Below are 24,626 nucleotides of genomic sequence, written 5' to 3' on the forward strand. Positions count from 1 at the left end.
CTCAATGGCTGATCACCATATCCGTGCTGGGGAATTTTCCGACAGCACATGTGGGGAATTTTGAAACAGCATTTACAGCTTGCCGGTGTCGGGATCCTTGATGAAGCGCTGGCGGTTCCACACCAGCCTGCCCACGTACATCTCGTTGTTGAGAATACCGGTGCCGCGTAGCCGGTTGCCATTGATGGTCGAGAAGCCCCACGCTCCACTGCCCGGTGCGGAGATGCCTTCGTCGTTGAGACGGAAGGCGATCGCGCGCGGTCCCAGTCCGGCCGCGAAGTCGCGGAAGATGCGACGGACAACGTCCGCCTCATGCGGATTGATGGTCCGGTCGCCCCGGATCGGCTCCCCATTGGCGTCGAGCCTGCGCACGACATCATAGCCGTAGGCGTTGCCGCCGCCGGACTTGCCCTGCTCGACCCGGCCGCGCAGGCCGCGATGGGTCTTCTCGGCCAGGTCTTTCAGGAAGAGGGCGTTCATTGTGCCCTTGAGGCCGACATGGAGGTGGGAGACTTCGCCCTCGGAAAGGGTGACGATCCGCACGCCGGCATAGTTCATGCGCTTGAACACGCCGGCGATGTCCTCCTGGTCTCGGGACAGGCGATCCATCGCCTCGGCCAGCACAATCTGGAACCGTCCGCGCTGTGCGTCGGCGATCAGCGCCTGGATGCCGGGCCGCATCAGGGAGGCGCCCGAGATGGCGTGGTCGGTGTATTCCTCGACGATGGTCCAGCCCTGTTTCTCCGCGTGGGTGCGGCAGACGCGAAGCTGGTCGGCGATCGAGGCGTCGCGCTGGTTGTCGGACGAATAGCGGGCGTAGAGCGCGACCTTCATGACGAGCTTTCCCTTACGGTCTGGAGCGGCGGCGCTGCTCCTGTTGCTGCGACCGGAACCAGTCCCGTGCCGCGCGGCGTGCTATCAGGCGGACCAGCGCCACAAGACGCGGGTCGGGGGCACTGGGGTGCAGGACAAGCCGCAACTCCGGCTCGGGCGGCCGATATACCGGGGCAATGGACTGGCTGGATCTGTCCGTCATCGTCGCTCTCTTCCGACCGCAAGGCAAGGAAAACAGACACACGATCCGGACAGATGACTGTTATTTCAATGGAAATCCGTAATATGGAAAGTCGCGCTTGTGCGTGTTCCAGCGTAAGGAATCGTAGTTATGGGTAGTCCCGGATAGATGCGCGTCGTACAAATACTGGCGTATGACGGGGCAAAAGAAGGCTGATCACGACAGGCAGACGGTCGCCCTCTTTCGTGGCCAGCTCTCGACAAGCGTCAGGCGAGATTGTTTTTTCTGGCGTTCTGTATGTCCGTTACGCCGTAGTGTTGCCGGATCAGATCGCCCAGTCCGGTAGCCGCGCGACTGAGCGGTCCCGCCCGCGAGTGGAGCACCAGATCGACTGAACCGGGAGACGGCAATGTCTGGTTCACGATACCCGGAACAAGACCTTCTGTCAGATCCTCAGCGAGGGGTGATACTCCCAGTCCGGCATTAATCGCAGCCAGAACGCCCGCGAGTGAGGGACTCACGTAGGCGATTGTCCAGGGAATCCCTGCTTTTTCAAGCGCCCTGATGGCGCGCTCACGATAGATGCAGGGCTCCGGAAATACGACCAGGGGCACTGTCCCGGTTGCGGATGCCCGTCCCGCCCAGACTACGACCCGTCTGGCAAGAATTTCACCTCCAGCGGGCCGCTCCTGCTTGGTCAGCACATGGTCAAGACGCTGGACATCCAGAGCCGACAGGAGATGGTCGCGGTTACCGACCTCGACCTCAAGGCGCGCGTCGGGATGATCTCGAGCGAAGTCTGCGAGCAGATGTGTGAAGCCACGGCCGCTGGCGAAATCGTCAGGCAGTCCGATCCGCACGGCTCCTGTAAGGGATGTCCCGGCCAGACGTAACCGGGCCTCCTGGTCCAGCCGCAGGATCTCACGCGCATAACCGATGAGTTCGCGTCCCTGAAGCGTTAGAGCGACAGATCCACCGCGATCGCGTTCCATAAGCCGGTGGCCAGCCTGTTCTTCCAGACGCTTGATATGACCGCTGATTGTCGACTGGGTGGCATTGAGATGCCGTGCGGCTTCCGTGAAACCACCGGTGTCGATAACGGTCAGAAAGCTGCGAAGGCAGATCGGCGAGAACATGACTTCTCTTATCTTAAAATACAATATGATGTGATTATATATCTGTTTCTGAATTAAGATGAAAGCGCGCATAGCAGGAGCGGAGGTACGCTCATGCAGGACATAACGATCACAACATCCCAGCTCGACATTGCGTGTCGAATATCAGGACCGGAAGACGGGTTTCCCGTGATCCTGCTTCATGGCTGGCCGGACGACGCGCTGACATGGAACCGGCTTCTGCCGGATTTGCATGCCGCCGGTTTCCGGACCTATGTGCCCTGGTTGCGCGGCTGCGGCCCGACGCGCTTCCGGGAAGCAGATATCCCCCGAAATGGGCAGCTTGTGGCTCTCGCCCAGGATATGCTCGAAATGGCAGAGGTCGTGGGGCTTTCCCGTTTCAGCGTCATTGGACATGACTGGGGCGCACGAACTGCTTACATTGCTGCTGTTCTGGCTCCTGACCGGATAGCAGGGTGCGTGGCCCTGTCCGTGGGGTGGGGAACGAATGATGCGGGTCAGGCAATGTCTTATCGCCAGATGCAGAATTACTGGTATCACTGGCTTATGGGACTTGATCGCGGCGCCGGGCTCATCCGAAACGATCGCCAGCGCTTCATGCGCTACATCTGGTCGATCTGGAACCCGGCATGGAAAATCCCCGAAGACGAATTCGCAGCGACGGCTCAGGCATTTGAAAATCCCGACTGGGCAGAAATCACACTGCATTCCTATCGCGTGCGCTGGGGGCTGGCAGAGCGTTTCCAGGCGTTCGAAGACCTTGAAAAACGCGTTGTTACCGACCCGATCATTCATGTGCCCACACTCGTAATCCATGGAGGTGAGGATCCATGTAATGACCCGGAAACATCAGCCGGTAAGGACCATCTGTTCACAGGCCGTTATGAGAGGCATGTTCTGACTGGAATTGGCCATTTCCCACAGCGTCAGAGCGTATCCTCGTTAACGGAGCTGATAATTCCTTTTCTTTTTCGAAACAGAGGCTGAGGGCCAATCTGAATTGCAACATGCTGAGCCGGATCAGGAAACGTGGATATGGCGGAGGGTCTGGCAGTGGGCACCCGCTAGTCCAGTGAAAGACGCTCCCGTCATGATAAGCTGAGCGCCTGCGTATTCCGGAGCCGCCAGTAACTCAATAAAGGGTTGGACAATAAAATTCTCTTTATCCTCTATGGCTTCGCCGAGGAATTCGCCAGGCAGGTCAATGATTGACAAGCCAGGATAATGACAACCTGCTCTAGGCGACAATGAAAGTAGGGCATAATGGTAAGCCATCATGAAGAAGAGCGAGTCTGTTCCACCAAGAGCCATCACCCAGCGGCGGTTACCCACCCTGAAGGCCACATCCCGGCGAGAGAGGTCGACACGAATGGCACTGTGGCGCCATGTGCCTGGGCGAAGCTTGTTGAGCGCATCGATATAGGCATTCATTCCATTTTCAAGTATGGCAGAGGCGGCGTTGAAATCGATTTTTTCCAAAGCCGCTTCTACCCTATCCTTGACAGGGGCAATGCGCTTTTCCAGCGCATCAATGCGAGCGTTCAGGTCGGTTTCCAGACCTAGCGCCGCCGCGATACGGTCCAGTTGACGCTGGCGCTCGCTAGACTGCCCCAAGGCTACATCAATCTCGCTGACTTGCGCTTGAACTAGAGCCGCTACTGTTTCACGTGCCGGAAGAAGTTCATTCTCGATTGTTCGTAGCGCTTCTTCATTGCGGGTGAGTTCCAGGTTATGGCGAGCAGTATCTCGGTTGATTACGTCAACCAGTTTGTTAGCTTCTTCGAGTTCACTGGACAGACGATTTCGTTCAAATTGCAGCCGAACACTGCCCATTCCTTCGATCACAGGAACTGGCGGTAGGTGCTGGTGACAGAGGAAACACTCCCCGGTCGGGACACTTACGGGAGCAAGCGCCTGGTCGCAGGCTGGACAATGAGTAACTTTGAGATCCGCCAAGATCGAGCCAGCGTCTTCCGCCCTTTCCATGCGTGCGAGTTCTTCAATGAGGTCAGCGCGATAGCGCGCGATATCTCGTGCACGTTCATTGAGGGCATCACGCTGTCTGGTCTGTAATTCCAATTGAATCGCAGTAGATGCGCGGTCTTTACTTAATTTTGCGACACGGATTTCTTCTTCTGGTGTGAGAGCCTGTTTCGCACCGCTTTCAAGAATTTTTACTCGCTGCGCACGTAGATTCGATATTTCTGCTAAGAGGTGCGTCTGGGCTGCCTGAACAGTTACTGCGGTAACATCGACCGTGGCGTCTTTGTCGGAGAGTAGATCCCGGGCAAGCTCATTAAGTGTCTGCTTATATTGAGCGCGACGGGCTCTTAATCTTTCAACATCTAACTTGAGTTTTACAAGTTCTCCGTAGTCAGGTGTGAAGATATGTTCTCCAAGGCCCAAAAATTCGAGCAGGCAAGCATGGAATTCCGCATCTGGTTGTTGGTCTACTAGCGAACTCCAAAAACGCTGCTGGCGGTAGATATGCCGCAGCAACATACGGAAACTCAACTCTGGCCAAGTTTGACCGGACATTGGATTACCTTTGGGGAAATGCAATAAAGGAATTTCGAGCTGATTAAGTAACCAATGTTGGAAACTCTTTGCTAGCATTGCCTGGCCTTCGACGTAGACCTTTCCCTTTCCGCCAGCTTCGCGCCAACGTCGTTCAATGTGAAACGTATCGTCTCCAATGAGCAAGTCAGCTGCTGCACTGTCATATTTGTCGGCAAGACCGGTTTCCTCGGCACCTTCATAGGGATTATTCCCGGTATCGCCGAGCAAGAAATCGAGCGTCTGAAGCCATTTGGTTTTGCCTGTATTGGGCCTCCCTACAAGCAAGCAGACACCAGGCTCAAAATGGAGTGTTTCGACGCTGCCCAAGGCTAGACGTCGTTCAAGCTTGGAGATGGAGAGAAGCGGTTTGGTCATGTCAGATTACCTTACCCATTTCCTTACGTCCCACTTCTGCATCAAATAGGCGATAAATGAGATCTTTGAGATACGTTCCGTTCTTACGGCCGAAAACTGACTTAATCTGCTTCATCCGAGCGACTATCGGCGCGAAGGAAGATTTTTTGGTTAGTAATTTAGCACGTTCACGACCAACATTAGTCAGTGAAATATTATAGGATCTTCCCTTTTTGATGACCGTGATTAATCCTCTTGCTTCAAGATTAGCCAATACATGGTAGTAACGTTTGTCCCATGGACCATAATGATGACGCACCATTGAGGCTTCTACAGCGTCTTCTTTAGAGGATTGCGGTGCGACACTCCCCTCTTCGGCAGCGCGCGCGACCTCAAAGAAATCCGGATAACGCGTGAAGAAATCGAGCTTGGCCATCTTGGTAAGACCTTCGATACGTCCAGCTGTTCCGCAGACTTCCATGAGCAGCATGAGCCGGGCGGCGTGGAACTCGAGAATATCGTCAGCGGAGAGCGGCAGGCTTGCAGGCTGAGAGCCGAGACTATGTATAGACTTCATGGTGCAGGCCGTTCGAAGCGAAGCAAACAGCGATCTGTGATGTCGTACAGGCAGCCTTTTAGAAAAACTGCGATATCGTTACCGTCAGAAGACGGTGCGATTTCCGTCATGCGCTTGAGACAAGCAGCATGAAATGCCTGCCCGCTCAGTTGCAACTCCCCTGCCATAAACTCTGCGCGCAGAGATATGACCTCGGATTTTACCTGACGCTGCAGTTGGTACATGCGATCCGGCTCCATATAGCGGGGCGATCGAACCTCAGTTGCATAGTCTCGCCGTAGTTCGAGGGCGAGCGAAACCATGTCCTCTGGCAGATTAACCGCGCGCATCTTGGCTGCAAGTTGTCCCCCTGCACTGACGACGTGAGTCGCTTGTAACTCACCTAGGCGTCGCGCCCACCAATCGCAAACGTCGGCGCGCGAAATAATTTTCTTCGCTCTATCAGGAATCCATTTGGCATCGCCAGCGGCCTTGACCCAAGCGCGCAATTCGTCCAGCAGTCCTTCAAGTTGTTCGAGTAGCAATGGTATACCGGCCGCATTACAGAGGGCAAAAAGCCGGCGCAGATTGTCGTTGTGTGCTGTTACTAGATCGTTACGAACGTCCCAGTAGCAGTGATCAACCCAAAAGCGGCAGTCGTTGCCTTTCGGCGACGTTAGTTTCGGAAACTTGGTTTCGAGATACGTGTAGACTACCTTAATTTTTTCAGAAGCGAGGGTGCGTCCCTCTGAACTACAGGTGTAGGTTAAAGGTACGAGATCGTTATTTACCTGTCTAATGGTAATAATTCTAAAATTGCTAGATTCTTTGTGGCGATCTCGACCGAGAGATGCTTCAAATATTGAATCACTATTCTTTGTTTTCTTTTGGCATAGCTTTGATAAAGACCAAAGTTGATCCTGCTCGCTGCCTTTGACTTGTACGTATTCCGCCTCCTCTTCGTCTTGCTTGGACCAAAGGAGGACAAGGTCATCGTGTGTTTCGCAATGGACCCGAAGCAGGCTGGCATTCTCAAGCATTGTGATGAGAAATCCGGCTGCAATTTCATCTTGGTAGTTGAAGCCTTTACGCGCCTCTGGTCCACCTTCTTCGATCGGAGCGACATCACCGACCGAAGGCCAGCTGAGGGGCGTCGCTTCTTTGTCACTATCCATCGAAAGCCGTTCTCAGACTAACGGGGACGTCCAGTGTCAAATCCCAAAAAATAATTGCTGGCTCCCCTCAATCCTTTAAAACCGTAGCATGGCTGGAATGCCTGCTTTTGGGAAGATGATTTGAGTCTCTGAGCGGCTTACGTGTGCGAATGGCAGGCATGAATGTCGATTATATGAATGGCTAATCTCTTATATGTGCTGCTCGAAAATTGCCCTCGCTGCTTTCCTCCTGAATGGATGCTCAAATGTAATAAGGCTATGTCTGTCAGGTACTATTGAGCCTGTTGTATGATCCAGCTTTTTAGAATCTCGATGTGCATCGTCACTTCCGTCCCTATGGGCTGGATCAGCCCATAGGATGTCCCGTCAACGCCGAATCCAGCAGGCGCCAGCAGCCGTCCATTCGTAACATCGCCTGTCGCGATGATCTGGGGTGACAGTGCGACACCTAGGCCGCTGGCGGCAGCCTCTAACATCAGGAAATGATGGTCGTAGAGACGGATGTCGTGTGGCGCTGGGGTGTCGGGCCGGGTGGCCAGCCATTTCTGCCATGCCTCGGGGCGGGTCCGCGAGCCGAGCGCCAGATAATCTCCAGCCTTGAAACGTTCCACCATATCAGGCCGCATGACTGGGCCGACTGCCTCTGCCGTAAGCTTCGTTACGGTCCAGTCCGGATCCATCGGAAAGTCAAGCCGTCGGATTGCTAAGGTGATGCGTTCCCGCTCGAAATCCAGTGGGCCACCACCGGTCGAGAGATGCACGTCGATGCCGGGGTGACGATCCTGAAAATCCGAGAGGCGTGGAATCAGCCAGCACATCGCCAGCGAACGTTCGCAGGAAAGTACGATCGGTCGGGCGGCGAGAGGCGACCTGATCTCGGCGAGCGCTGTCGATATTCCCTTCAGTGCATCGCTCGTGGCCAGCGCCAGGCGTTCACCATCCCGGGTCGGTCGCACGCCACGGCCCTCAGGTTCCAGCAATTGCAATTTCAAATCGGCAGCCAGTTTGGACACCCGGCGGCTGATCGCTCCATGCGTGAGAGCCAGCTCCACGGCAGCTGCTCGCACGGAACCGAGGCGCGTTACCGCTTCGAACGCACGCAGATCGTCCAGAGACGGGATGTCGGATCGCTTCATTGGTCAGTTTTTATCACCAGAACAGGTCAGTTCATATCGATTTTCTGTGGATCTTGTTCCGTATATTGTCATCATCATGAGTGAAACACCTTCCTTCAATCACCAGCCGTTGGCGGTCACGATGGGCGATCCCGCCGGGATCGGACCGGAAATCGTGGCCCGGATGTTTCTACGGCGACCGGCGCAACGGCGCTGGATCGTCGTCGGCGATCCTCTGGTGATGCGTGATGCGTTGGCCGGGCTCGATCCAGCGGCGCACGTGCGCCGGATCACAACATTGGCCGAAGCCCGCTTCGACGACGACGTGCTGCACGTCCTGGCGTCGTCGGCGTGTGCGTCCCTGCCGCCCGTGGGTCAGATCACCGTCGAAAGTGGCCGCGCCGCCTATGCGGCGATCCTTTTGGCGGTCCAATTGGCGAAGAGGGGGACAGTAGGCGGCATCGTCACCGCACCGATCCACAAGGAAGCGCTCGCTGCCGCTGGGCTGCACTACCCCGGCCATACGGAAATTCTCGCCGAACAGGCCGACGGTGCGACTGTCGCCATGATGCTGGCGAACGAGGATATCCGCGTCGTGCTGGTGACCATCCATTGTTCGCTGCAAGACGCAATCCGGCGTGCCGATTTCCCTGCGCAGATGGCGGCGATCCGCCTGGCCCACGCTGGTGCGCGGGCTCTGGGCATAGAACGGCCGCGTGTCGCAGTGGCCGGTCTCAATCCCCATGCCGGAGAAGGTGGCCTGTTCGGTCATGAGGAAGCCCGCATCATCGCGCCCGCCATTGCGCTGGCGCAGAGTGAAGGCATCGATGCGTCCGGTCCGTGGCCGGGCGACACCGTGTTCATGCAGGCGCGCGAAAGGCGCTTCGATGTCGTGGTCGCGCAATATCATGATCAGGGGCTGATCCCGGTGAAATATATGGGTCTGGCACAAGGGGTGAACATCACGCTCGGCCTGCCGTTTGTGCGCACAAGCCCCGACCACGGCACTGCTTTTGACATCGCGGGGCGCGGTATCGCCGATCCCTCCAGTCTGGAGACCGCCTTTGATTATGCCCTTCGCCTTACCGGAGCCACAGTATGACCCGCCCCGATTTTATCTTCATGTTGACCCGCCACGACCGGACGGTGGAGAACGCGGTCAATCTGATAGAAATTATCCGTGCTGCTGGTGTCCGTCATATCGGGTTCAAGGATATCGGCCTGCCGTTCGAATCTCTTCAGACCCTGGCTCACAAGATCAGGCAGTCGGGGGCATCGACCTATCTGGAAGTCGTCTCCCTCGATTGCGAAAGCGAGCTTCGCTCGGTGCGGTCCGGTATCGCTCTGGGTGTCGATTATCTGCTCGGCGGGACTCATGTCGATGATGCGCTGCGACTGCTGAAAGGCACGGATATCCGTTATTACCCCTTTCCAGGCCGGATCAGCGGGCATCCCAGCCATCTCGAAGGGACCGAGGGCGAAATCGTGCGTAGTGCGGTCGATCTTGCCTCCCGGCCCGGCGTGCATGGACTGGATTTGCTGGCCTATCGGTTCGCGGGAGATGTACCCAGCCTGATGCGGAAGGTCCGCGCCGCAGTGACGGGCAAGCGGGTCATCGTCGCGGGTTCAATCGATCGGGAGGAACGGATCCGGGCTGTGGTGTCGGCGGGCGCCGACGGTTTTACGGTCGGTACGGCGGCACTCGACGGTGCGTTCCCGACATCCCGTGATCTGACGGGGCAGATCGATTACGTCCGGATGTTGCTGTCTCGCCTCTGACGCAGAGTCGATGGAGAAGATTGATAGATTTAAAAGAGAAAAAGACTAATGCGTCCAGTCTTCCTGTCATTACTGTTATTTTCTGCCGAAAAAGGGGAGAGCGTGCTGGCTCGGGTGTAGCCGTCAGAGTCAGAGGGCTGCGCGGATTTTCGTGACGGGTTGAGAGGGTGGGAGAGTGTCTCCTGTCCGCCCGTCATGGAGTGTTTCGCCATGGCGACCGCCATTCCCAAAATTACCCTGAGTTCCTCCCGTGACATTCCGTTCAACAGGCTGGTGCTATCCCAGTCCAACGTGCGGCGTGTGAAATCCGGCCTGTCGATCGAGGAACTGGCCCGCGACATCGAGCGCCGAGGGCTGCTGCAGAGCCTGAACGTCCGTCCCGTTCTCGACGATACTGGGGTTGAGAGCGGAACTTACGAAGTCCCCGCTGGCGGTCGGCGCTTTCGCGCGCTCGAACTGCTGGTGAAGCAGAAGAAACTGGCGAAGACGGCGGCCGTGCCGTGCGTCGTGCGCGAGGCCGGATCGACCATTCTCGCCGAGGATGACTCCCTGGCCGAGAACGTCCAGCGTGTGGCCCTGCACCCGCTGGACCAGTTCCGTGCCTTTCGTGATATGCTGGAGAAGGGCATGTCCGAAGAGGAAATCGCTGCCGCGTTCTTTGTCGCACCCGCCGTGGTCAAACAGCGCCTGCGGCTGATGACGGTATCCGACAAGCTACTGGATATCTATGAGCAGGATGGCATGAAGCTGGAACAGCTGATGGCCTTTTCCATCAGCGATGATCATGCCCGCCAGGAACAGGTCTGGGACATCGTATCCCAGAGCCATAACCGTGAACCCTATGTCATCCGCCGCATGCTGACGGAAAAGACCGTGCGGGCCTCGGATCGTCGCGTGCGCTTCGTCGGACTGGACACCTATCTCGCGGCCGGTGGTCCTATCATGCGCGACCTGTTCGAGGCGGATGACGGAGGCTGGCTGCAGGATCCGGCCATTCTGGATCGGCTGGTCATGGAGAAATTGCATGCAGCCGCAGAGAATATCCGCGCCGAGGGCTGGAAGTGGGTCGAGACGGCTCTGTCGTTCCCATGGGGCCACACACGGCAGTTCGCGGAGATCGATGGCACGGAAGTGCCGCTGACCGATGAAGAAACGGCCCGTCTCGAAGCCCTGCGTGCCGAGCAGGAAACCATCGAGGCTGAATACGCCCAGGCCGACGAATACCCTGATGAGGTGGATGCAAGGCTGGGCGAGATCGAACAGGCCATTCTTGTCCTGGAGGAACGACCTCTGGCGTTCGATCCCGCTGACATGGCGCGGGCAGGGGCCTTCGTCAGCCTCGACAGTGATGGCACATTGCAGGTGGAGCGCGGTTTCGTGCTACCCGAGGACGTGCCGAGTGAGCCGGAAGAGACCGATGATGCCGGCAGCGCCGATGAATACGATCGCCCTGCATATGATGGGCAGGATGAACGTCTTGCGGGTTATGGCGGCGACGAAGGCGGAGTGGGCGATAGCATCGCTCCCGACGTTGAACCCGAAGAAGAAGACGGGATCAAACCGCTGCCTGACCGGCTTTTCACCGAACTGACGGCCTGGCGCACGCTCGCGTTGAGAGATGCCTTTGCCAGCAACCCGCACATCGCGCTGACCGAACTGCTGCATACGCTGGTGCGTGATGTTTACTGGCAGACACCGGGTGCGGATTGCCTTGAAGCCTATGTCCGGGAAATCCCGCTGCCGGTCCATTCGCCGGATATGCCGGGCAGCCTTCCAGCCCATGCGCTGCGCCAGCGCAACGAGGGCTGGAAGCACGACCTGTCCGATGACGAGGATGCGCTGTGGCGCTGGATCGACGGGCTGGATGACGCCAGTCGCATGGCGCTGCTGGCCCATTGCCTGTCCTTCGGGGTCAATGCGCTCTACGAGCGCATGCCCGCCTATGGCGCGGTATCCCAGCGCAGCGTCACCGAGCGCCTCAAGCGGGCCGATCGACTGGCGTCAGCCCTCAGCCTCGATCTGGTCGAGGCGGGCTGGCAGCCGACGGTCGAGAACTATCTCGGCCGGGTGACCAAGGCGCGCATTCTGCAGGCGGTGCGGGAAGCACGCGGCGATGAGGCGGCTGGCCGCATTGCCCACCTGAAGAAGCCCGACATGGCGCGCGAGGCCGAGCGGTTGCTGGAAGGTTCGGGCTGGTTGCCCGAGGTGCTGCGCACGATAGGGCGGCCAGATGACACCCCTGCCGAAATGCGGGAAGCGGGCGAAGGCGTGGAGGCCATTGCCGCCGAGTAACCCTTATGAGGTCCGGAACTTTGAGATAGCGGCTTCCGGTGCCCGGAAGCCGCTTTTTCATGTCCGGCGCCCCGGAAAGAGGGAGAGGTCGGCTTCGCCTTCTGTGCCGAATAACCGGCATAGAGGAGAGTTTTCCATGACCACGACCACCATCCTGCCCCCTGCATCCCGTGGCGCTGCATCCGGCGGCTTTAAGATCGATCCTTCGCGTGGGGAGCGTAGCGCCCGCGTCTCGTCCGAATGGTTCTCGCGCCCCGACGACGAGCGGTATCTCTCGCTGTCAGATCTGCACGCCGCGACCCTGGCGCGCGCGGATCGGGCCACGGCGCGTACTGTCGAGAGCCGCGCCATTCGCGTGGAGGCCTCGCGCGACAATGCCGAGCGCCTGACCCTGACCGTGCCGGGACAGAATGAGCCGATTGCACCGACGCACTGGTCGTTTGGCCAGATGTGCAGTCTGGTTGGTGCGCCATCGTCGTACCTGCGTAACCTGCCGGCCCCACTGGCAGCGATCAATCTGCAGCACGGGCTGCTGTCGCATCGGGCCGAACTGGTCAAGACGCTGGAGACCGAAGACGGTCGGGTGGAATTGCGCGCCGTGACCGGCCCCGATTACGGCCGCATCTGGGACCATGAACTGGTCAGTGCAGTGCGGAAGATCGCCGGTGACGGCACAGGTGATACCAACTGGAAGGTTCCCGGTGTGATCGACTGGGCCACCATGACCCATAACCCCTATGTCGATATCATCAAGGAGACGACCACCCTGTATGCGTCAGACAGAGACGTTTTTTTATTCCTCGTAGACGATACGCACCCGATTGAAGCCGGGCGGCTGCCCAACGGCGACCCCGATCTCTATTTCCGGGGCTTCTATGCCTGGAACTCGGAAGTCGGCAGCAAGAGCCTCGGCATAGCGTCATTCTATCTGCGCGGAGTGTGTCAAAACAGGATGCTCTGGGGTGTGGAAAATTTCGAACAGATCACGATCCGGCATAGCAAGTTTGCAGCGTCTCGCTTCGTGCATCAGGCGACCCCGGCGCTACGGAATTTCGCCACGGCCAGCCCGGCGTCGTTTGTCTCCGGTATCCAGGCATCCCGGCAGGCACTGGTCGCGAGAACAGACGAGGATCGGGAAAGTTTCCTGCGTCGGCGTGGGTTCTCGAAACCGGAAACCACCAAAATCATCGAAACAGTGCTGAACGAGGAGGGACGTAAGCCCGAGAGCGTGTTCGATTTCGTGCAGGGGATCACGGCACTGGCGCGGACGAAGGCCAATCAGGATACGCGGCTGGATATGGAGGGTAGGGCACGCAAGCTGATGGAGAAGGTCGGATGAACGCGCCCGTCATCAGAAACCGGCATGATGGGGAAGGGGCGGCGGACAGGGTCCGCCGCCTTTTGCCTGTCGGCAGGTCAGTCGTTCAGGCTGTCCTTGAGCGCCTTGGCAGGCGTGAAGGCCAGCTTGCGCGAGGCCGCGATCTGGATGGTCGCACCTGTGGCCGGGTTGCGGCCTTCGCGGGCGGCGACTTCCCTGACCTTGAACTTGCCGAAGTTCGGCAGGGTGATTTCATCACCGGCCTTGGCGGCGGCGGTCATCGCTTCGATCAGGGCGTCCAGCACCTTGCGGGTATCGGTTTTGCTCGTGTCGGTGGTGGTGGCGATATGATCGACCAGATCGGCAATCTTCATGAAACTATCCTTTTGCATTCGGGCCTGTGCCCGTTGCCTCTGCCGTTACGGGGGAATCATGGCGGCATCAAGCCTGCAGGGAGGGGGAGATGACCAATACGCAGTCATGGGATGCTGGCGATCTGGCCCGCAGGCTGGCCGAAAACGCCGAGGCGGTATGCCGGCATTACCTCTCCGCCGGGCGACGGCACGGTAATTACTGGCTGGTCGGCGACGTCCACAACACGCCGGGACGGTCGCTCTATGTCCGCCTGCATGGTGGGCCGGACGGACGTGGCCGCGCGGGCAAATGGACGGATGGCGCGACAGGGCAGCATGGCGATCTGCTCGACATCATCCGCGAAAGCCTCGGGCTGCTGGATTTTCGCGCTGTCGCCGATGAGGCCCGGCGCTTTCTCTGCCTGCCGCAGTCCGAGCCACGATCGGCCCCTGATTGCGGCCGTTCTCATGCGTTCAGCCACGATACTTCCGGGCAGGCATCTGGCACCGCAGACGCCGCACGTCGGCTCTGGGCCATGTCCCGCCCGATTGCGGGCACACAGGCGGAAGCCTGGCTGCGCCATCGTGACCTGACGCGCCTGTCAGACCTGTCGTCCCTGCGTTTCCATCCTGACTGCTACTACCGGGCCGATGCCGACAGCCCGACCGAGACCTGGCCCGCGCTGATCGCCGCCGTGACCGACCTTGAGGACCGCGTTACCGGCGTCCACCGCACCTGGCTGGCGCGCGACGGACGCGGCAAGGCGCCAATCGAAATGCCGCGTCGGGCGATGGGCGACCTGCTCGGTCACGCCGTGCGCTTTGGCACAGTGTGCGACGTTCTGGCGGCAGGCGAGGGGATCGAGACGGTGCTGTCGCTCCATGAGGTCATGCCCGATCTGCCGCTGGCTGCGTGCCTGTCCTCGGCGCATCTCGCCGCCATGGCCTTTCCCCCCACGCTGCGCCGCCTCTATGTGCTGCGTGATGACGACCCGGCCGGAGACCATGCGGTGACGACCCTGCAGGCCCGGACGCAGGAGGCCGGGATCGAGTGCCTCGTGCTGTCACCGCGTCTGGCGGACTTCAACGATGATCTCCGCTATCTCGGGCGTGGCGCGATGCGGGCGATCCTGCATCCCCAGCTCGCCCCGCAGGACGTGGTGCGGTTTCTGCATCCGGTCACGCACTGAGGCGGGCCGGGAAGGGGGTGTGAGATCCGTCTTCTTTCCCGTGTAGCGCGGGGCTGTCCCGTTTCCGGATAAGGCGCGCCCGCGGCCTTTCAGGAAGGGGAGCGGGCGTCAGCCAGGCCGGGCCTGCAATGGCGGAGACGGCTATTTTCCGCCGCGCGGGACTGCGTCCGCGCTTTGCATCGCGAAGCAAAATAGCCGTCTCCCTGCCATCCTCCACTGCGTTCCGGCCGCGCGTTGCGCGGTTCCGGCCTGGCCTTCGTCTGCCGCTATCCGCCCCCGGAAAGGCCGCGAGGGGCGCGGCCAGAACCGGAGGACAGACCCATGACCCGCACACAGGATGATTTCGAACCCGTACACGCCACTTCTTCCACCGCCCATGTGCTGGCCGAACTCCAGCTTTACGGCCACCGTCCCTTCGAGGACGAGCCGGACCCGAGGCCCTTGCCCGACGCCAGCCAGATTGAGGGAGCGGTCGCTGACATCTTCGACGCGCTGTCCGCCACGCTGACCGACACGCGACTTGAACCCGATCTCGAACCGTTGCTCTGGTCCACCGTCAATGTCTTTCACCGCATGGTCGGGCAGGTGGAGCGTGATCTTGACCGCAACGAGGTGGCGCAGAAACGCAGCCAGCAGGAACAGGATGGCAGTGAGATCCGCTCGGTGGAACTGGAGCGCCTCATCGCCGAGGGGCTGACACTGCTGGAGCGACGCAACGCTTACGAGATATTCCGCGACCTGGCCTGCGACCAGTTCGAACGCCTGACAATGTCGCCCTGGCGGCCACGCTCCGGCTCGCTGGTCAGCCGCAGCACGCTGACGGCGTCCATGATCGACAGCCGCGATTTTCTCAACGCCCGCCGCAAGGCCGAAACCGAACTGCTCGTGCCCCCCGGGCCAAAGGTCGCGGTCACCGGTGGGCTCGATTACGAGGACCATCGCCTGATCTGGAAGCGTCTGGACAAGGTGCGGGAGAAGCATCCCGACATGGTGCTGCTGCATGGAGGCTCACCCAAGGGGGCGGAATTCATCGCTTCCCGCTGGGCCGATCAACGCGAAATTCCGCAGATCGCCTTCAAGCCCGACTGGAACCGGCACGGCAAGGCCGCCCCGTTCCGGCGCAACGACGCCCTGCTGAAAGTTCTGCCCGTCGGTGTCATGGTGTTTCCGGGATCGGGCATTCAGGACAACCTGGCCGACAAGGCCAAACAGATGGGTATCCCGGTCTGGAGGTTCCACAGGGAGGGTGGCGCGTGAGCGCCATTCCCATGCCTGACAATTGCTGCCGGACGCCTGAGCCGCAATGACGTCGGGTTCCCCAGTTCCTGCGCACATGATGGCGGGAAGCACGTTCGCCCGTCACCCGGAAGGCCCCGCCTGGAGAACCGGCGGGACGGAGTTCGATGGCAGCCCCGTGCGTCTGCGGGGACGGTCCATGGGGATGAAAAGCCCGCGCCAACCCCATCGGTGAAAGGGCCGGGACGGCAGGCAGCGAACGAGGGATCATCCGGCCCGCTTTGAAAGGATGCGCCTGTGCCGGGAGCGGGGGCCTGTCGCACTGCACGGGCGACCCTGCCCATGAGCGGGTGAAAAGGCGGCGTAACATCGGGGACGGCAAAAACGACCACCGGACGGGGCCAGTTTACAACAGTGGCAGCGTGACAGTCTCGCGCCAGATCGCATCGTCCCCCACCTGACGGACCGGTCATGCCGGCATCGTATCTCCGGGGGGGCTGTCGGGTCCGCACACCATGGCCTCTGTCGGATGGCTGATCTAGCCGAAGACCGGCTGCGCCTCGATCGGCTGGCCGCAACGGCGTTCCAGAACTTTCTTCCCCTGACGGCTGCGCCGTCATTCCTCGCGAGACAAGAAAGTTCCGGCCCTGCCGTCCTCCGCTGCGCTGCGGCCCTGAAGGGTGCTCTGCCGCTCGCCTCCGGCTGGTCGATCGCCATCGAGGCCACGGTGGTCGCGGCCCGATAACAGCATGGAGATACGACAATGGCTAACATCGGTTCCTTCAAGAAGGTGGGCGAAGGCTTCGAAGGCGAAATCGTCACCCTGGCCCTGCAGGCCCGCAACGTCCGCCTGGTGGCCGAAACCAACCGTCCCAACGACAACGCCCCCAACTACCGCGTCTATCTGGGCAGGATTGAACTCGGTGCGGCCTGGACCCGCCGCTCCAGCGAAGGCCGCACCTATCTGAGCCTGAAGCTGGATGATCCTTCCTTCGCCGCCCCGATCTTCGCCAACCTGTTCACCGACGAGGACGGCGAGGGCTACTCCCTGATCTGGACCCGGCCCCGCAGCCGGAACGGGGAGTGAGCTCCCCACCACCAACCCCGCCCGGTCTCTCCGGGCGGGGCCTTCCGGGGTTTCTTTTTCTACGTGCTCTTCCAGGGCGCGGGCGATCGTGCTGGTCGCCCGACGTGAGACGCCGGCGGAATACGAGGCTTTCCCTCAGCCTTCCCCTTGTACCATGCGCGAGGGCGAACCGCGTCAAGGACGCGTGGTCCCCCCAATTTTGCCCGGCGCACCCGTGCCGGGCACGCCGAACAAAATCGGCTCCCCCACGCGCCGGCGAGCCGGTCGCCTGCGGCGATCCCTGACCCGGTCCGCCCCGGCATGAGCCGTCCGTCCTGTCTTCGAGAAACGAAAGGAACAGGACGATGACCACGCTACACGACCATATCCAGATGCTGCGCGCCGAACTGACCAGCTTTCATCTCAGCAAACGCGAGCGCCGACAGATCGAGCGCGAACTCAAAGAGGCGCTTGTACAACAGACCCGTATCGAATCACACAGGCCGCCACCGCCCCATTGAGGGCGGATACGGCAGGGTGAGGAAGCCTATTTCTGATCGTCCGTCGGGAAGTGACTTTCGTCCAGCAGCGCGGCCGGCCGCACGTCCAGTGCCTGCGACGCATGCCACAGCGAGAGCAGCGTCGCGTTCTGGCGCCCGGTCTCGATCCAGCTGATATAGGCGCGGTCCACGCCCATCCGTTCCGCCAGGGCCTCCTGGCTGAGACCGGCGGCGCGTCGCAGGCGCCTCACGTTCGCGCCGAAAAGTCCTCGGATATCCATCCGCAGGATAGGAACGATTTGTGTATTATCGCGCTACGTATTATAATACACGGAGCGTCAAATGCCTTCTCACGTGATGCGCTATGGGCATCACGTGATGTCGCGGAAACCGAAGTTTCCGGCTCGTCTGGCGTGAATTGCCCCTCAATATCGAAACTACCCGAACCTTGCCGGATATATTTGGGATCACCTCCCTGAGTCTTCGGGACTACCCGTTTCGGTTCCGCACCGGATACTGGGTCGAATCCATGACATATCGGGGGAGGGGGACGTGCCGACAATCCGGCCGTGGGATGCCGCACCCCTTCGTCGCGCCTACGCCGGGCTCGACCCTGCCGGTCTCGCCCAGGAATGGCTGCGACACAATCCGGCCTACCGGCGCGATCATGCAGCAACCATGACGACGGGCAAGGTTGACGCCGAGGCATGGCGTGCCTTCGCCCGTCGCTGGGGGTTACGTTTTCCCTGTCGATCCTGATCTCCCCGCCTGGCTTGCCCCCGCCTTCTGGGATCCGGACAGCGCGCCGGAGGTTGCCATGCGTGGCGATGGGGGTGACATCCTGTCCCGTCTCACGCCATACGCGCGGGCACGACATGATGGTCCCGATGGCATCCATCTCGTGCTGGACAGTGCGGCGGGTCCGCTGCGCATCGTCATAGTCGTCGATCGGCAGCCCGATGCGTCAGGAACCTGGTTCGTCATCGATGACGGGCACCTCCCGACCCGTCTGGCCTGCGTGGCACGCTTCGGCCGCCTGCTTGCCGGACAGGCGCCCGGTCTTCTGCCCTCCAGCTTGCGCCTGAGTCCCCAGCAGAAACTGCGCCAGATCCGCATGCTCTGCATCGCCGAAGGCCGGCGCACGGGGGTGACAGCGCGCCGGATCGCAGCCGGCATATACGGCGAGCGTATCCTGCAACTGTCCCGCAATGAATGGCGTGCCAGTTCTTGGCACCGCGCCTTTTACCGCGATCTTGGCGGTGCCGAATTCTATCTGAACGGCGGCCACATCGCCCTCCTTCAGGGGCTGAAGCAGGGGGGTGACATTTTGGCAGCCTGAACTTTGTCATCCCTCCCCAAGTCTCATTCTCCGGCAGCGTCCTCCCATGAGCCGCGACATTCCGCACGCGGCCCGATCCATCGGGAGGAAAGACCCCATGCGTGTCCAGCCGACACTGCCACCGCGCTATCTGCGCACCCCGGACGCGGCCAATTTCGTTGGCCTGTCCATCCGCACCCTCGAAAAACACCGGAGTTGCGGCACCGGTCCGCTCTACCGCCAGCTTGGTGGCCGGATTGTCTATGCCGTGGAAGACCTCTGCGCCTGGGCCGACCTGAACGTCAGGCTCTCCACCGGAGACGGTGGCGGTATCCCGATGCCGTCCGATCCCCGAGCTTACATCATCCGCTTGCAGGCCAGGGCTCGCAAAGCCCAGCAGCGGAGTGCCGGACAATGATGCCGGCCGCCGATAGCTGGCGTCAGCCCGACCGCCGCTTCGTGGTCACGGGGGCGGCAAGGCCCCGCGACGTCCGCGATCTAATGGGCCGCCCGTTCTTCCCGTTGGGGAAAACGCCGCGTGTCATCCCCGTCGATTACGAGGCGCGGCATGCCAGTGTGACGGTATCGGCACCGGACGGATCGGGCATGGCCACGATCTGGGATGCGGACGTGCTGCTGTGGCTGACCGGACAGATCGTCGATGCCCTGAACCACGACCTGTGGGTATCGCGCCATGTGCGCTTCACGCCTTGGCGTCTGTTCCAGGATCTGGGCTGGGCGACGGGGGCGAACGAGTATCGGCGCCTGCACGGCGCGCTCGGGCGTCTGGCGGCCACGACCGTCGCTACCAACATCCGTAATGGCGCGGACTGGCGGGAGAAGCCGTTTACCTGGATCAGTGACGTCCGGATTTCCCGTGAGGATGGGGTGGCCCTGACGCTGGCGGACTGGCTGATGGAGGCCGCCTGTGACCGTTCCCGCGTCCTGAGCGTCGACCCTGCCTATTTCCGTCTTGGCGGGGGATTGGAGCGGTGGCTTTACCGTCTGGCCCGACGCCATGCCGGGCGACAGAAGGAGGGATGGTGCTTCGATCTGGCGGACCTGCATGCGCGCTCGGGCAGCCTGACCCGGCGTCGTGACTTCACCGCGAAAATCCGTGCCATCGTCATCCGTCAGACGGTTCCAGGTTACACGTTTCGCGTCATTTCTGGCGGAAAACTGGGAGTTTTATGCGCCGCTCCAACGAGTCAATCCACCGGGATTGTGGATAACGATGTGAAACCTGTCGTCGGACCGGCGGCGCATCATATCGTGGGACCGTTGGCGGATTCATCGTCGGACCATTGGCGAAAAACGGCGCAACCCATTGGTTTTGAAGGCGGAATCGGCCTCTTAACTTATATAACTTATATAATAACTTATTATGTAGGGGATTCCGATCTTTTCGCTCCCCTTCCGGCAGCCCGGTCGGAGCATGGAAAAAAGGCTCGGGAAGCGGTCGCGGATCGCATGGTCGGTGTCCCATGACCGACTGTTCTTTCCGGCCACGGAGCGATGTGCTCACCACGGTCGAACTGACCTGGATCGAGAAGCGCATCGAGCACTGGGTCCGGTTCGGTCATCCCATAGAGGATCGCATTCTCGACCGTCGGCGCAGGCTGATGAGCTTCACGCCGGACAGCGTGTTCGCTTTCATCCGCTGGGCCGCGAACGATTTCGGCACTGTGGTGTCCTGCATCGACATCGTGCGCGCCGTCGGGGCGCAGGAAGCGTGCCAGACCGTGCCCTTTGTTCGTCCCGGCGGCGAGAGCCTGCTGCGCCAGAGCGGCTGGCCCAAGGTGCGCCGGGTGCTGGAAGCGATCGATGGCGTGGAGGCGCTGGGGATTGATCCTGCCGCCGCCTGTCCCGATCACTGGCGCCATCTGCATCATCGGCTCACGGCGGCGCAGGAGCCGCGTCCCTACACGTCAGAGCGCCATGAGGCATGGCTGCGCAGGAGGGCCATGTCATGACCCGGCGCGGCTGGTTCTTCGCCACGTATTTCGCCGTGCTCGGGGTGGGCGCTTCGCTGGCGTTTCATCCCGCGCCGCGCTGGGTCTGGAACGAGACAGCCAGCGTTCCGGTCGGGCTGTATCGCATCCAGCCCACCACCCCGGTCCATGTCGGCGACATTGTCGCAATCCGCCTGCCGGAGCACGAGGCGACGCTGCTGGCGACGCGCGGCTACCTGCCGTTCGGTGTGCCGCTGCTCAAGCCTGTGGCGGCTCTCGCGGGGCAGAGTGTCTGCCGGAATGGCCCGCACATCACCATCGACGGGAAAGCCGCCGGCGAGGCGAAATCCGTCGACCATCGAGGCCGCAAGCTGCCCGTCTGGCAGGGGTGTCAGCATCTCGGGCCAGGACAGGTCTTCGTCATGAACGTCGCCGTGCCGACCAGTCTGGACGGGCGGTATTTCGATGTCCTGCCGATGGACACCGTCATCGGACGCGCCGTGCCGGTGCATGTTCGCATGGGCGAGGCGGAGCCAGCGCCGCCGCATTTCGATCCCTTCCCAGAACTGGATGATCCCGTGCGGAAGGGGCCGCTCCTGGGACGGCCGATGATGCCCGCGAAAGAGAGCGAACCGCCCATTCAATGATGGTCATCCATCCCCTGAATTCTCTGTCGTTCCCACTCTGTCGGAAAGGATTTTTCTCATGAGCCAGATCGGATTTTTTACCCGAACCGCCGATGGTTTCGCCGGACGGGTGCGCACCCTGTCGCTGGATGCCGAACTGACCTTCGTGCCAGCGGAAAACAATGGCGCGGAACATGCGCCGGATTATCGCATCCATCTGGGCGACGGGGATACTGGCCCCGAGTTGGGCGCGGGATGGAAACGCACCGGGGAACGTGCCGGCGAGTATGTTTCCGTGCTCCTGGACGATCCCACTTTCATGCAGCCAATCCGCGCCACGCTGTTCCAGGCCGGGCGGGGCGGGCGCGAGTGGCAACTGGTCTGGAACCGGCCTGTGAAACGCCCAGGAGGCAGGGAATGAGACGCCGGTTTTTCATGTCCGCTGGCGTGCTCGCCGTGCTCGCGCTGCCGCTCTTGCCCGTTACTGTCCACGCGCAGGATTGGGACGATCTCGTGCGAAAGGCGGCAGAGCAAAACGCGATCCCGGCGACGTGGGTGCGGGCCGTCCTCCATGCCGAAAGTGCCGGCGACCCGCACGCAGTTTCCGGCGCCGGTGCGATGGGTCTGATGCAGCTCATGCCGGGCACCTGGCGGGACGTCCGCCGCGCCCTCAATCTCGGCGCCGATCCTTTCGATCCGCATGACAACATCGCGGCCGGGGCAGCCTATCTGCGATGGCTGCACGACCGCTATGGCGATGCGGGTTTCCTCGCCGCCTACAATGCCGGTCCGGCCCGTTACGACGAGCATCTGGCGACCGGCCGGCCTTTGCCTGGCGAAACGGTGTCCTATGTCGCGTCTGTCGCTCGGCTGATCGATGACCCATCGTCCAGCGTGAATTTTTCCATCGCTCCGACGCATAACTGGACCTCCGCTTCGCTCTTCATTTCCGGCAGCGAAAGCGCGTTTCCATCGTCATCTCAAGGCATTTTTTTAAGCCGATCCGGGTCGGCGATTTTTACTTCGCCCACGCTCTTCGCTGGTCATGTCCGTAACGCGCCGGGAGTGGGCTCGACGCATGGGGCGGAGCAAGGGAAGTGAATCACGAAAACCCCGGAAAAGGACGGAAAAAGGGAGGGCTGGATAAAAGGCCGCACATCGCGGCTCGGTCGGGGGGCGGTTTTCCGGGGTTTTTGAGGTCTTGCCGCGAGGTGCGTGGATTTCCCGCACCTCGCGTCAAGGTGTCATCTCTTTGATCCGGCGCGATATTCCGCGCGGTGCAGGGCATTTTTCATGAACAGAGATGAAGAATTCCGGGTTCGACCGGGGCGCATCCGCTCCACCCGCGCCCGGCAGGCGCGGCCTTTCGTGACGCAGGTGCTGGCGTCCGTGCAGCGGGCCGGTGGCAGGGTCTCCCGCGCGGGAAAAATCAGTGCCGGGCGTCGCTCCACCTTCGGGCGCGGGCGGGCCGCTGCCCATGCTGCCAATCGCCTGCTGACCAGCCGTTCGCGGGGTGTCGTGATCAAGGCTCGCGTCGTGCGACACGCGCCGCGTGCCACGCCACTGGCGGCACACCTCCGTTACCTGCGTCGAGAGGGCGTGACGCGGGACGGAGAGGACGCACGCCTGTTCGGCAAGGACAGCGATAACATCCGCGCCTCGGATTTCGCGGAACGATGTGATGGGGACCGCCACCATTTCCGCTTCATCGTCTCCCCCGAGGATGCGCCGGAGATGTCGGACCTGCGCGCCTTCGCGCGGGATCTGATGGGGCAGATGGAGGCCGACGTCGGCACGAAACTCGACTGGGTCGCCGTCGATCACTGGAACACCGCGCATCCCCATCTACACGTCATCGTCCGGGGCGTCGCGGAGGACGGTTCCGACCTCGTGATCGCGCGCGATTATATCCGCGAAGGCATGCGTGCCCGTGCCCAGGATCTGGTGACGTTGGAACTCGGGCCGCGCACCGATCACGACATCCACCAGGCGGTCGAGCGGCAGGTGAACGCCGACCGCTGGACCCAGCTCGACCGTCAGCTTCAGAAGGACGCGGGAGAGGATGGCGTCATCGATCTCGGGCGCGCGCCGGGCGCAACGCCGGATGCCTTCGCCACCGTGAAGCTGGGTCGTCTGCGCCGTCTGGAGACGATGAGGCTGGCGCACCAGGTCGGACCGGATCGCTGGCGGATGGACGAGAGCGCGGAGGCGACGCTGCGGGAGATCAGCGAGCGCAACGACATCATCAAGCGCATCCACCGGGGGTTGACGGAGCAGAAGATCGACCGCGCCGCATCATCCTGGGTGCTGGCGGGGGGGGACACCACCGATCCCGTCATCGGTCGGCTGGTTGATCGCGGCCTCGACGATGAGCTGCGCGGCACGGCCTATGTGGTGATCGACGGGATTGACGGACGCACCCACCATGTCCGCCTGCCAAACCTCGAAGCCGCTGGTGACGGGTCAGTCGGTTCCATCGTGGAACTGCGACATTTTGCCGACAAACAGGGACGTGACCGTGTCGAGCTGGCCGTGCGCTCGGACGTCACGCTGGAGAGGCAGGTGACGGCGGAGGGCGCGACCTGGCTCGACCGGCAGGCCATCACGCGGGAGCCTCTTGCGCTGGCGTCCACCGGGTTCGGCGCGGAAGTGAAAGAAGCGATGAAAAAGCGGACAGATCATCTGGTGGAGCAGGGGCTGGCCAACCGCGACGGCGAGAGCATCCGTTATGCCAGGAACATGATCGCTACGCTGCGCGAGCGGGAGTTGGACGCGCTGGGCCGGAGCCTTGCCGGGAAGTCAGGGATGCCGTTCCGGCGGAGCGGCGAGGGTGATCCCGTTACCGGCACCTACCGTCAGCGTTTCAACCTGGCGTCGGGCCGGTTCGTGATGATCGACGACGGACTGGGCTTCGAGCTGGTGCCGTGGTCGTCGTCGCTGGAAAAACAGCGCGGGCAGGGGGTATCGGGTATCATGCGCGGCGATGGGGGAATTGACTGGTCGTTCGCCCGAAAACGGGGGCTGGGTCTATGACCGGGAAGGGGGGGGCAGCAGAATGTCTGCTTCAGAACTGGCCTGATCATAAA

Annotated in this window: 27 protein-coding genes and 1 pseudogene; 19 read left to right on the forward strand and 9 right to left on the reverse strand. The window is 61.2% G+C overall.

Features of this window, described 5'->3' with window-relative positions; genetic code table 11:
- Nucleotides 1-78 precede the first annotated feature (78 nt).
- The 3 genes and pseudogenes from DV027_RS06235 to DV027_RS06245 all read right to left on the reverse strand — a co-directional run.
- A pseudogene (locus tag DV027_RS06235) lies at nucleotides 79-834 on the reverse strand (recombinase family protein); the annotation flags it as partial.
- 13 nt (nucleotides 835-847) lie between these two features.
- On the reverse strand, nucleotides 848-1,036 hold the full coding sequence (locus DV027_RS06240; RefSeq protein WP_130731042.1) for a hypothetical protein: 189 nt from the start codon (nucleotides 1,034-1,036) through the stop codon (nucleotides 848-850).
- A 245-nt stretch (nucleotides 1,037-1,281) separates the two neighbouring features.
- Complete coding sequence (locus DV027_RS06245; RefSeq protein ID WP_165399122.1) at nucleotides 1,282-2,151, reverse strand: LysR substrate-binding domain-containing protein; 870 nt, start codon at nucleotides 2,149-2,151, stop codon at nucleotides 1,282-1,284.
- Between the two features lie 93 nt (nucleotides 2,152-2,244).
- On the opposite strand from DV027_RS06245, the gene DV027_RS06250 reads away from it, so the two are divergent.
- Nucleotides 2,245-3,138 carry an alpha/beta fold hydrolase gene (locus DV027_RS06250; RefSeq protein WP_130731044.1) on the forward strand — a complete coding sequence of 298 codons (894 nt, stop codon included), beginning with the start codon at nucleotides 2,245-2,247 and terminating at the stop codon, nucleotides 3,136-3,138.
- A gap of 33 nt (nucleotides 3,139-3,171) precedes the next feature.
- On the opposite strand, the gene DV027_RS06255 is transcribed toward DV027_RS06250, so the two are convergent.
- The 4 genes from DV027_RS06255 to DV027_RS06270 all read right to left on the reverse strand — a co-directional run bounded on the left by DV027_RS06255 (nucleotide 3,172) and on the right by DV027_RS06270 (nucleotide 7,931).
- Nucleotides 3,172-5,085 carry a coiled-coil domain-containing protein gene (locus DV027_RS06255; protein WP_130731045.1) on the reverse strand — a complete coding sequence of 638 codons (1,914 nt, stop codon included), beginning with the start codon at nucleotides 5,083-5,085 and terminating at the stop codon, nucleotides 3,172-3,174.
- 1 nt (nucleotide 5,086) lies between these two features.
- A complete protein-coding gene (locus tag DV027_RS06260; RefSeq protein ID WP_130731046.1) occupies nucleotides 5,087-5,641 on the reverse strand; it encodes a hypothetical protein in 555 nt (184 codons plus the stop codon).
- The gene (locus DV027_RS06265) at nucleotides 5,638-6,795 is read right to left on the reverse strand and encodes a dsDNA nuclease domain-containing protein (protein ID WP_130731047.1); all 1,158 of its coding nucleotides are present in this window, start codon (nucleotides 6,793-6,795) and stop codon (nucleotides 5,638-5,640) included. The genes DV027_RS06260 and DV027_RS06265 overlap by 4 nt, the downstream gene beginning before the upstream one ends.
- Nucleotides 6,796-7,067: 272 nt before the next feature.
- The gene (locus DV027_RS06270) at nucleotides 7,068-7,931 is read right to left on the reverse strand and encodes a LysR substrate-binding domain-containing protein (protein WP_130731048.1); all 864 of its coding nucleotides are present in this window, start codon (nucleotides 7,929-7,931) and stop codon (nucleotides 7,068-7,070) included.
- Between DV027_RS06270 and pdxA the strand changes: the two genes are divergently transcribed.
- The 4 genes from pdxA (at nucleotide 7,915) to DV027_RS06290 (ending at nucleotide 13,320) form a co-directional block, all read left to right on the forward strand.
- Nucleotides 7,915-9,012 carry a 4-hydroxythreonine-4-phosphate dehydrogenase PdxA gene (pdxA, locus tag DV027_RS06275; protein ID WP_408884452.1) on the forward strand — a complete coding sequence of 366 codons (1,098 nt, stop codon included), beginning with the start codon at nucleotides 7,915-7,917 and terminating at the stop codon, nucleotides 9,010-9,012. The genes DV027_RS06270 and pdxA overlap by 17 nt on opposite strands.
- Nucleotides 9,009-9,689: a 4-hydroxythreonine-4-phosphate dehydrogenase gene (locus DV027_RS06280; protein WP_130731049.1), complete on the forward strand. Its 681-nt coding sequence runs from the start codon at nucleotides 9,009-9,011 to the stop codon at nucleotides 9,687-9,689. Before pdxA ends, DV027_RS06280 begins: the two co-directional genes overlap by 4 nt.
- A gap of 210 nt (nucleotides 9,690-9,899) precedes the next feature.
- Nucleotides 9,900-11,981 (forward strand): ParB/RepB/Spo0J family partition protein, encoded by a 2,082-nt coding sequence (locus DV027_RS06285; protein ID WP_130731050.1) that lies wholly within the window; start codon nucleotides 9,900-9,902, stop codon nucleotides 11,979-11,981.
- A gap of 136 nt (nucleotides 11,982-12,117) precedes the next feature.
- Entirely contained in the window at nucleotides 12,118-13,320 is a 1,203-nt protein-coding gene (locus DV027_RS06290; protein ID WP_130731051.1) for a DUF932 domain-containing protein, read from the forward strand.
- A 77-nt stretch (nucleotides 13,321-13,397) separates the two neighbouring features.
- Here the strand turns inward: DV027_RS06290 and DV027_RS06295 are convergent, their stop codons facing one another.
- Nucleotides 13,398-13,673, reverse strand: a complete 276-nt coding sequence (locus DV027_RS06295) for an HU family DNA-binding protein (protein WP_007400755.1) — start codon at nucleotides 13,671-13,673, stop codon at nucleotides 13,398-13,400.
- An 89-nt stretch (nucleotides 13,674-13,762) separates the two neighbouring features.
- Between DV027_RS06295 and DV027_RS06300 the strand changes: the two genes are divergently transcribed.
- The 5 genes from DV027_RS06300 (at nucleotide 13,763) to DV027_RS17430 (ending at nucleotide 17,665) form a co-directional block, all read left to right on the forward strand.
- Nucleotides 13,763-14,842 (forward strand): DUF7146 domain-containing protein, encoded by a 1,080-nt coding sequence (locus tag DV027_RS06300; protein WP_130731052.1) that lies wholly within the window; start codon nucleotides 13,763-13,765, stop codon nucleotides 14,840-14,842.
- Between the two features lie 321 nt (nucleotides 14,843-15,163).
- Complete coding sequence (locus DV027_RS06305; protein WP_130731053.1) at nucleotides 15,164-16,099, forward strand: DUF2493 domain-containing protein; 936 nt, start codon at nucleotides 15,164-15,166, stop codon at nucleotides 16,097-16,099.
- 508 nt (nucleotides 16,100-16,607) lie between these two features.
- Nucleotides 16,608-16,823 carry a hypothetical protein gene (locus DV027_RS06310; RefSeq protein ID WP_003618604.1) on the forward strand — a complete coding sequence of 72 codons (216 nt, stop codon included), beginning with the start codon at nucleotides 16,608-16,610 and terminating at the stop codon, nucleotides 16,821-16,823.
- Between the two features lie 18 nt (nucleotides 16,824-16,841).
- Complete coding sequence (locus DV027_RS06315) at nucleotides 16,842-17,165, forward strand: DUF736 domain-containing protein (RefSeq protein ID WP_003617653.1); 324 nt, start codon at nucleotides 16,842-16,844, stop codon at nucleotides 17,163-17,165.
- 344 nt (nucleotides 17,166-17,509) lie between these two features.
- Complete coding sequence (locus tag DV027_RS17430) at nucleotides 17,510-17,665, forward strand: hypothetical protein (RefSeq protein ID WP_165399123.1); 156 nt, start codon at nucleotides 17,510-17,512, stop codon at nucleotides 17,663-17,665.
- 26 nt (nucleotides 17,666-17,691) lie between these two features.
- Here DV027_RS17430 and DV027_RS06325 read toward each other — a convergent pair whose 3' ends face one another.
- A complete protein-coding gene (locus DV027_RS06325) occupies nucleotides 17,692-17,925 on the reverse strand; it encodes a helix-turn-helix domain-containing protein (RefSeq protein WP_015074649.1) in 234 nt (77 codons plus the stop codon).
- 271 nt (nucleotides 17,926-18,196) lie between these two features.
- Here DV027_RS06325 and DV027_RS06330 point away from each other — a divergent pair, with 271 nt between their 5' ends.
- The 9 genes from DV027_RS06330 to DV027_RS06370 all read left to right on the forward strand — a co-directional run bounded on the left by DV027_RS06330 (nucleotide 18,197) and on the right by DV027_RS06370 (nucleotide 24,573).
- A complete protein-coding gene (locus DV027_RS06330) occupies nucleotides 18,197-18,403 on the forward strand; it encodes a transcriptional regulator domain-containing protein (protein ID WP_084593697.1) in 207 nt (68 codons plus the stop codon).
- A gap of 58 nt (nucleotides 18,404-18,461) precedes the next feature.
- Nucleotides 18,462-18,983, forward strand: coding sequence for a DNA -binding domain-containing protein (locus DV027_RS06335; protein WP_242621756.1), 522 nt, complete (start codon nucleotides 18,462-18,464; stop codon nucleotides 18,981-18,983).
- Between the two features lie 97 nt (nucleotides 18,984-19,080).
- On the forward strand, nucleotides 19,081-19,380 hold the full coding sequence (locus DV027_RS06340; protein WP_034930126.1) for a helix-turn-helix transcriptional regulator: 300 nt from the start codon (nucleotides 19,081-19,083) through the stop codon (nucleotides 19,378-19,380).
- A complete protein-coding gene (locus DV027_RS06345; RefSeq protein WP_130731055.1) occupies nucleotides 19,377-20,450 on the forward strand; it encodes a replication initiator protein A in 1,074 nt (357 codons plus the stop codon). Before DV027_RS06340 ends, DV027_RS06345 begins: the two co-directional genes overlap by 4 nt.
- Complete coding sequence (locus DV027_RS06350) at nucleotides 20,447-20,935, forward strand: DUF2840 domain-containing protein (protein ID WP_130731056.1); 489 nt, start codon at nucleotides 20,447-20,449, stop codon at nucleotides 20,933-20,935. Before DV027_RS06345 ends, DV027_RS06350 begins: the two co-directional genes overlap by 4 nt.
- The gene (locus DV027_RS06355) at nucleotides 20,932-21,561 is read left to right on the forward strand and encodes a S26 family signal peptidase (RefSeq protein WP_034930124.1); all 630 of its coding nucleotides are present in this window, start codon (nucleotides 20,932-20,934) and stop codon (nucleotides 21,559-21,561) included. The genes DV027_RS06350 and DV027_RS06355 overlap by 4 nt, the downstream gene beginning before the upstream one ends.
- Nucleotides 21,562-21,619: 58 nt before the next feature.
- Entirely contained in the window at nucleotides 21,620-21,961 is a 342-nt protein-coding gene (locus tag DV027_RS06360) for a DUF736 domain-containing protein (RefSeq protein ID WP_034930109.1), read from the forward strand.
- Nucleotides 21,958-22,641, forward strand: coding sequence for a lytic transglycosylase domain-containing protein (locus DV027_RS06365; RefSeq protein ID WP_130731057.1), 684 nt, complete (start codon nucleotides 21,958-21,960; stop codon nucleotides 22,639-22,641). Before DV027_RS06360 ends, DV027_RS06365 begins: the two co-directional genes overlap by 4 nt.
- A gap of 192 nt (nucleotides 22,642-22,833) precedes the next feature.
- Complete coding sequence (locus DV027_RS06370) at nucleotides 22,834-24,573, forward strand: relaxase/mobilization nuclease domain-containing protein (RefSeq protein ID WP_130731058.1); 1,740 nt, start codon at nucleotides 22,834-22,836, stop codon at nucleotides 24,571-24,573.
- The last annotated feature ends 53 nt before the right edge of the window (nucleotides 24,574-24,626 follow it).

This window comes from Komagataeibacter xylinus (assembly GCF_004302915.1).
GTDB lineage: Bacteria > Pseudomonadota > Alphaproteobacteria > Acetobacterales > Acetobacteraceae > Komagataeibacter > Komagataeibacter xylinus_C.

Excerpts from the sequence above, each read along its gene's own strand:
- DV027_RS06340 (WP_034930126.1), top strand. The coding sequence starts at position 19,081 with ATGCGTGTCCAGCCGACACTGCCACCGCGCTATCTGCGCACCCCGGAC.
- DV027_RS06325 (WP_015074649.1), bottom strand. The coding sequence starts at position 17,925 with ATGGATATCCGAGGACTTTTCGGCGCGAACGTGAGGCGCCTGCGACGC.
- DV027_RS06270 (WP_130731048.1), bottom strand. The coding sequence starts at position 7,931 with ATGAAGCGATCCGACATCCCGTCTCTGGACGATCTGCGTGCGTTCGAA.
- DV027_RS06240 (WP_130731042.1), bottom strand. The coding sequence starts at position 1,036 with ATGACGGACAGATCCAGCCAGTCCATTGCCCCGGTATATCGGCCGCCC.
- DV027_RS06265 (WP_130731047.1), bottom strand. The coding sequence starts at position 6,795 with ATGGATAGTGACAAAGAAGCGACGCCCCTCAGCTGGCCTTCGGTCGGT.
- DV027_RS06290 (WP_130731051.1), top strand. The coding sequence starts at position 12,118 with ATGACCACGACCACCATCCTGCCCCCTGCATCCCGTGGCGCTGCATCC.
- DV027_RS06260 (WP_130731046.1), bottom strand. The coding sequence starts at position 5,641 with ATGAAGTCTATACATAGTCTCGGCTCTCAGCCTGCAAGCCTGCCGCTC.
- DV027_RS06345 (WP_130731055.1), top strand. The coding sequence starts at position 19,377 with ATGATGCCGGCCGCCGATAGCTGGCGTCAGCCCGACCGCCGCTTCGTG.
- DV027_RS06255 (WP_130731045.1), bottom strand. The coding sequence starts at position 5,085 with ATGACCAAACCGCTTCTCTCCATCTCCAAGCTTGAACGACGTCTAGCC.
- DV027_RS06370 (WP_130731058.1), top strand. The coding sequence starts at position 22,834 with ATGAACAGAGATGAAGAATTCCGGGTTCGACCGGGGCGCATCCGCTCC.
- DV027_RS06280 (WP_130731049.1), top strand. The coding sequence starts at position 9,009 with ATGACCCGCCCCGATTTTATCTTCATGTTGACCCGCCACGACCGGACG.
- DV027_RS06300 (WP_130731052.1), top strand. The coding sequence starts at position 13,763 with ATGACCAATACGCAGTCATGGGATGCTGGCGATCTGGCCCGCAGGCTG.
- DV027_RS06355 (WP_034930124.1), top strand. The coding sequence starts at position 20,932 with ATGACCCGGCGCGGCTGGTTCTTCGCCACGTATTTCGCCGTGCTCGGG.
- DV027_RS06250 (WP_130731044.1), top strand. The coding sequence starts at position 2,245 with ATGCAGGACATAACGATCACAACATCCCAGCTCGACATTGCGTGTCGA.
- DV027_RS06285 (WP_130731050.1), top strand. The coding sequence starts at position 9,900 with ATGGCGACCGCCATTCCCAAAATTACCCTGAGTTCCTCCCGTGACATT.
- DV027_RS06350 (WP_130731056.1), top strand. The coding sequence starts at position 20,447 with ATGACCGACTGTTCTTTCCGGCCACGGAGCGATGTGCTCACCACGGTC.
- pdxA (WP_408884452.1), top strand. The coding sequence starts at position 7,915 with ATGTCGGATCGCTTCATTGGTCAGTTTTTATCACCAGAACAGGTCAGT.
- DV027_RS06295 (WP_007400755.1), bottom strand. The coding sequence starts at position 13,673 with ATGAAGATTGCCGATCTGGTCGATCATATCGCCACCACCACCGACACG.
- DV027_RS06310 (WP_003618604.1), top strand. The coding sequence starts at position 16,608 with ATGGCTGATCTAGCCGAAGACCGGCTGCGCCTCGATCGGCTGGCCGCA.
- DV027_RS06335 (WP_242621756.1), top strand. The coding sequence starts at position 18,462 with ATGCGTGGCGATGGGGGTGACATCCTGTCCCGTCTCACGCCATACGCG.
- DV027_RS17430 (WP_165399123.1), top strand. The coding sequence starts at position 17,510 with ATGACCACGCTACACGACCATATCCAGATGCTGCGCGCCGAACTGACC.
- DV027_RS06245 (WP_165399122.1), bottom strand. The coding sequence starts at position 2,151 with ATGTTCTCGCCGATCTGCCTTCGCAGCTTTCTGACCGTTATCGACACC.
- DV027_RS06305 (WP_130731053.1), top strand. The coding sequence starts at position 15,164 with ATGACCCGCACACAGGATGATTTCGAACCCGTACACGCCACTTCTTCC.
- DV027_RS06360 (WP_034930109.1), top strand. The coding sequence starts at position 21,620 with ATGAGCCAGATCGGATTTTTTACCCGAACCGCCGATGGTTTCGCCGGA.
- DV027_RS06365 (WP_130731057.1), top strand. The coding sequence starts at position 21,958 with ATGAGACGCCGGTTTTTCATGTCCGCTGGCGTGCTCGCCGTGCTCGCG.
- DV027_RS06315 (WP_003617653.1), top strand. The coding sequence starts at position 16,842 with ATGGCTAACATCGGTTCCTTCAAGAAGGTGGGCGAAGGCTTCGAAGGC.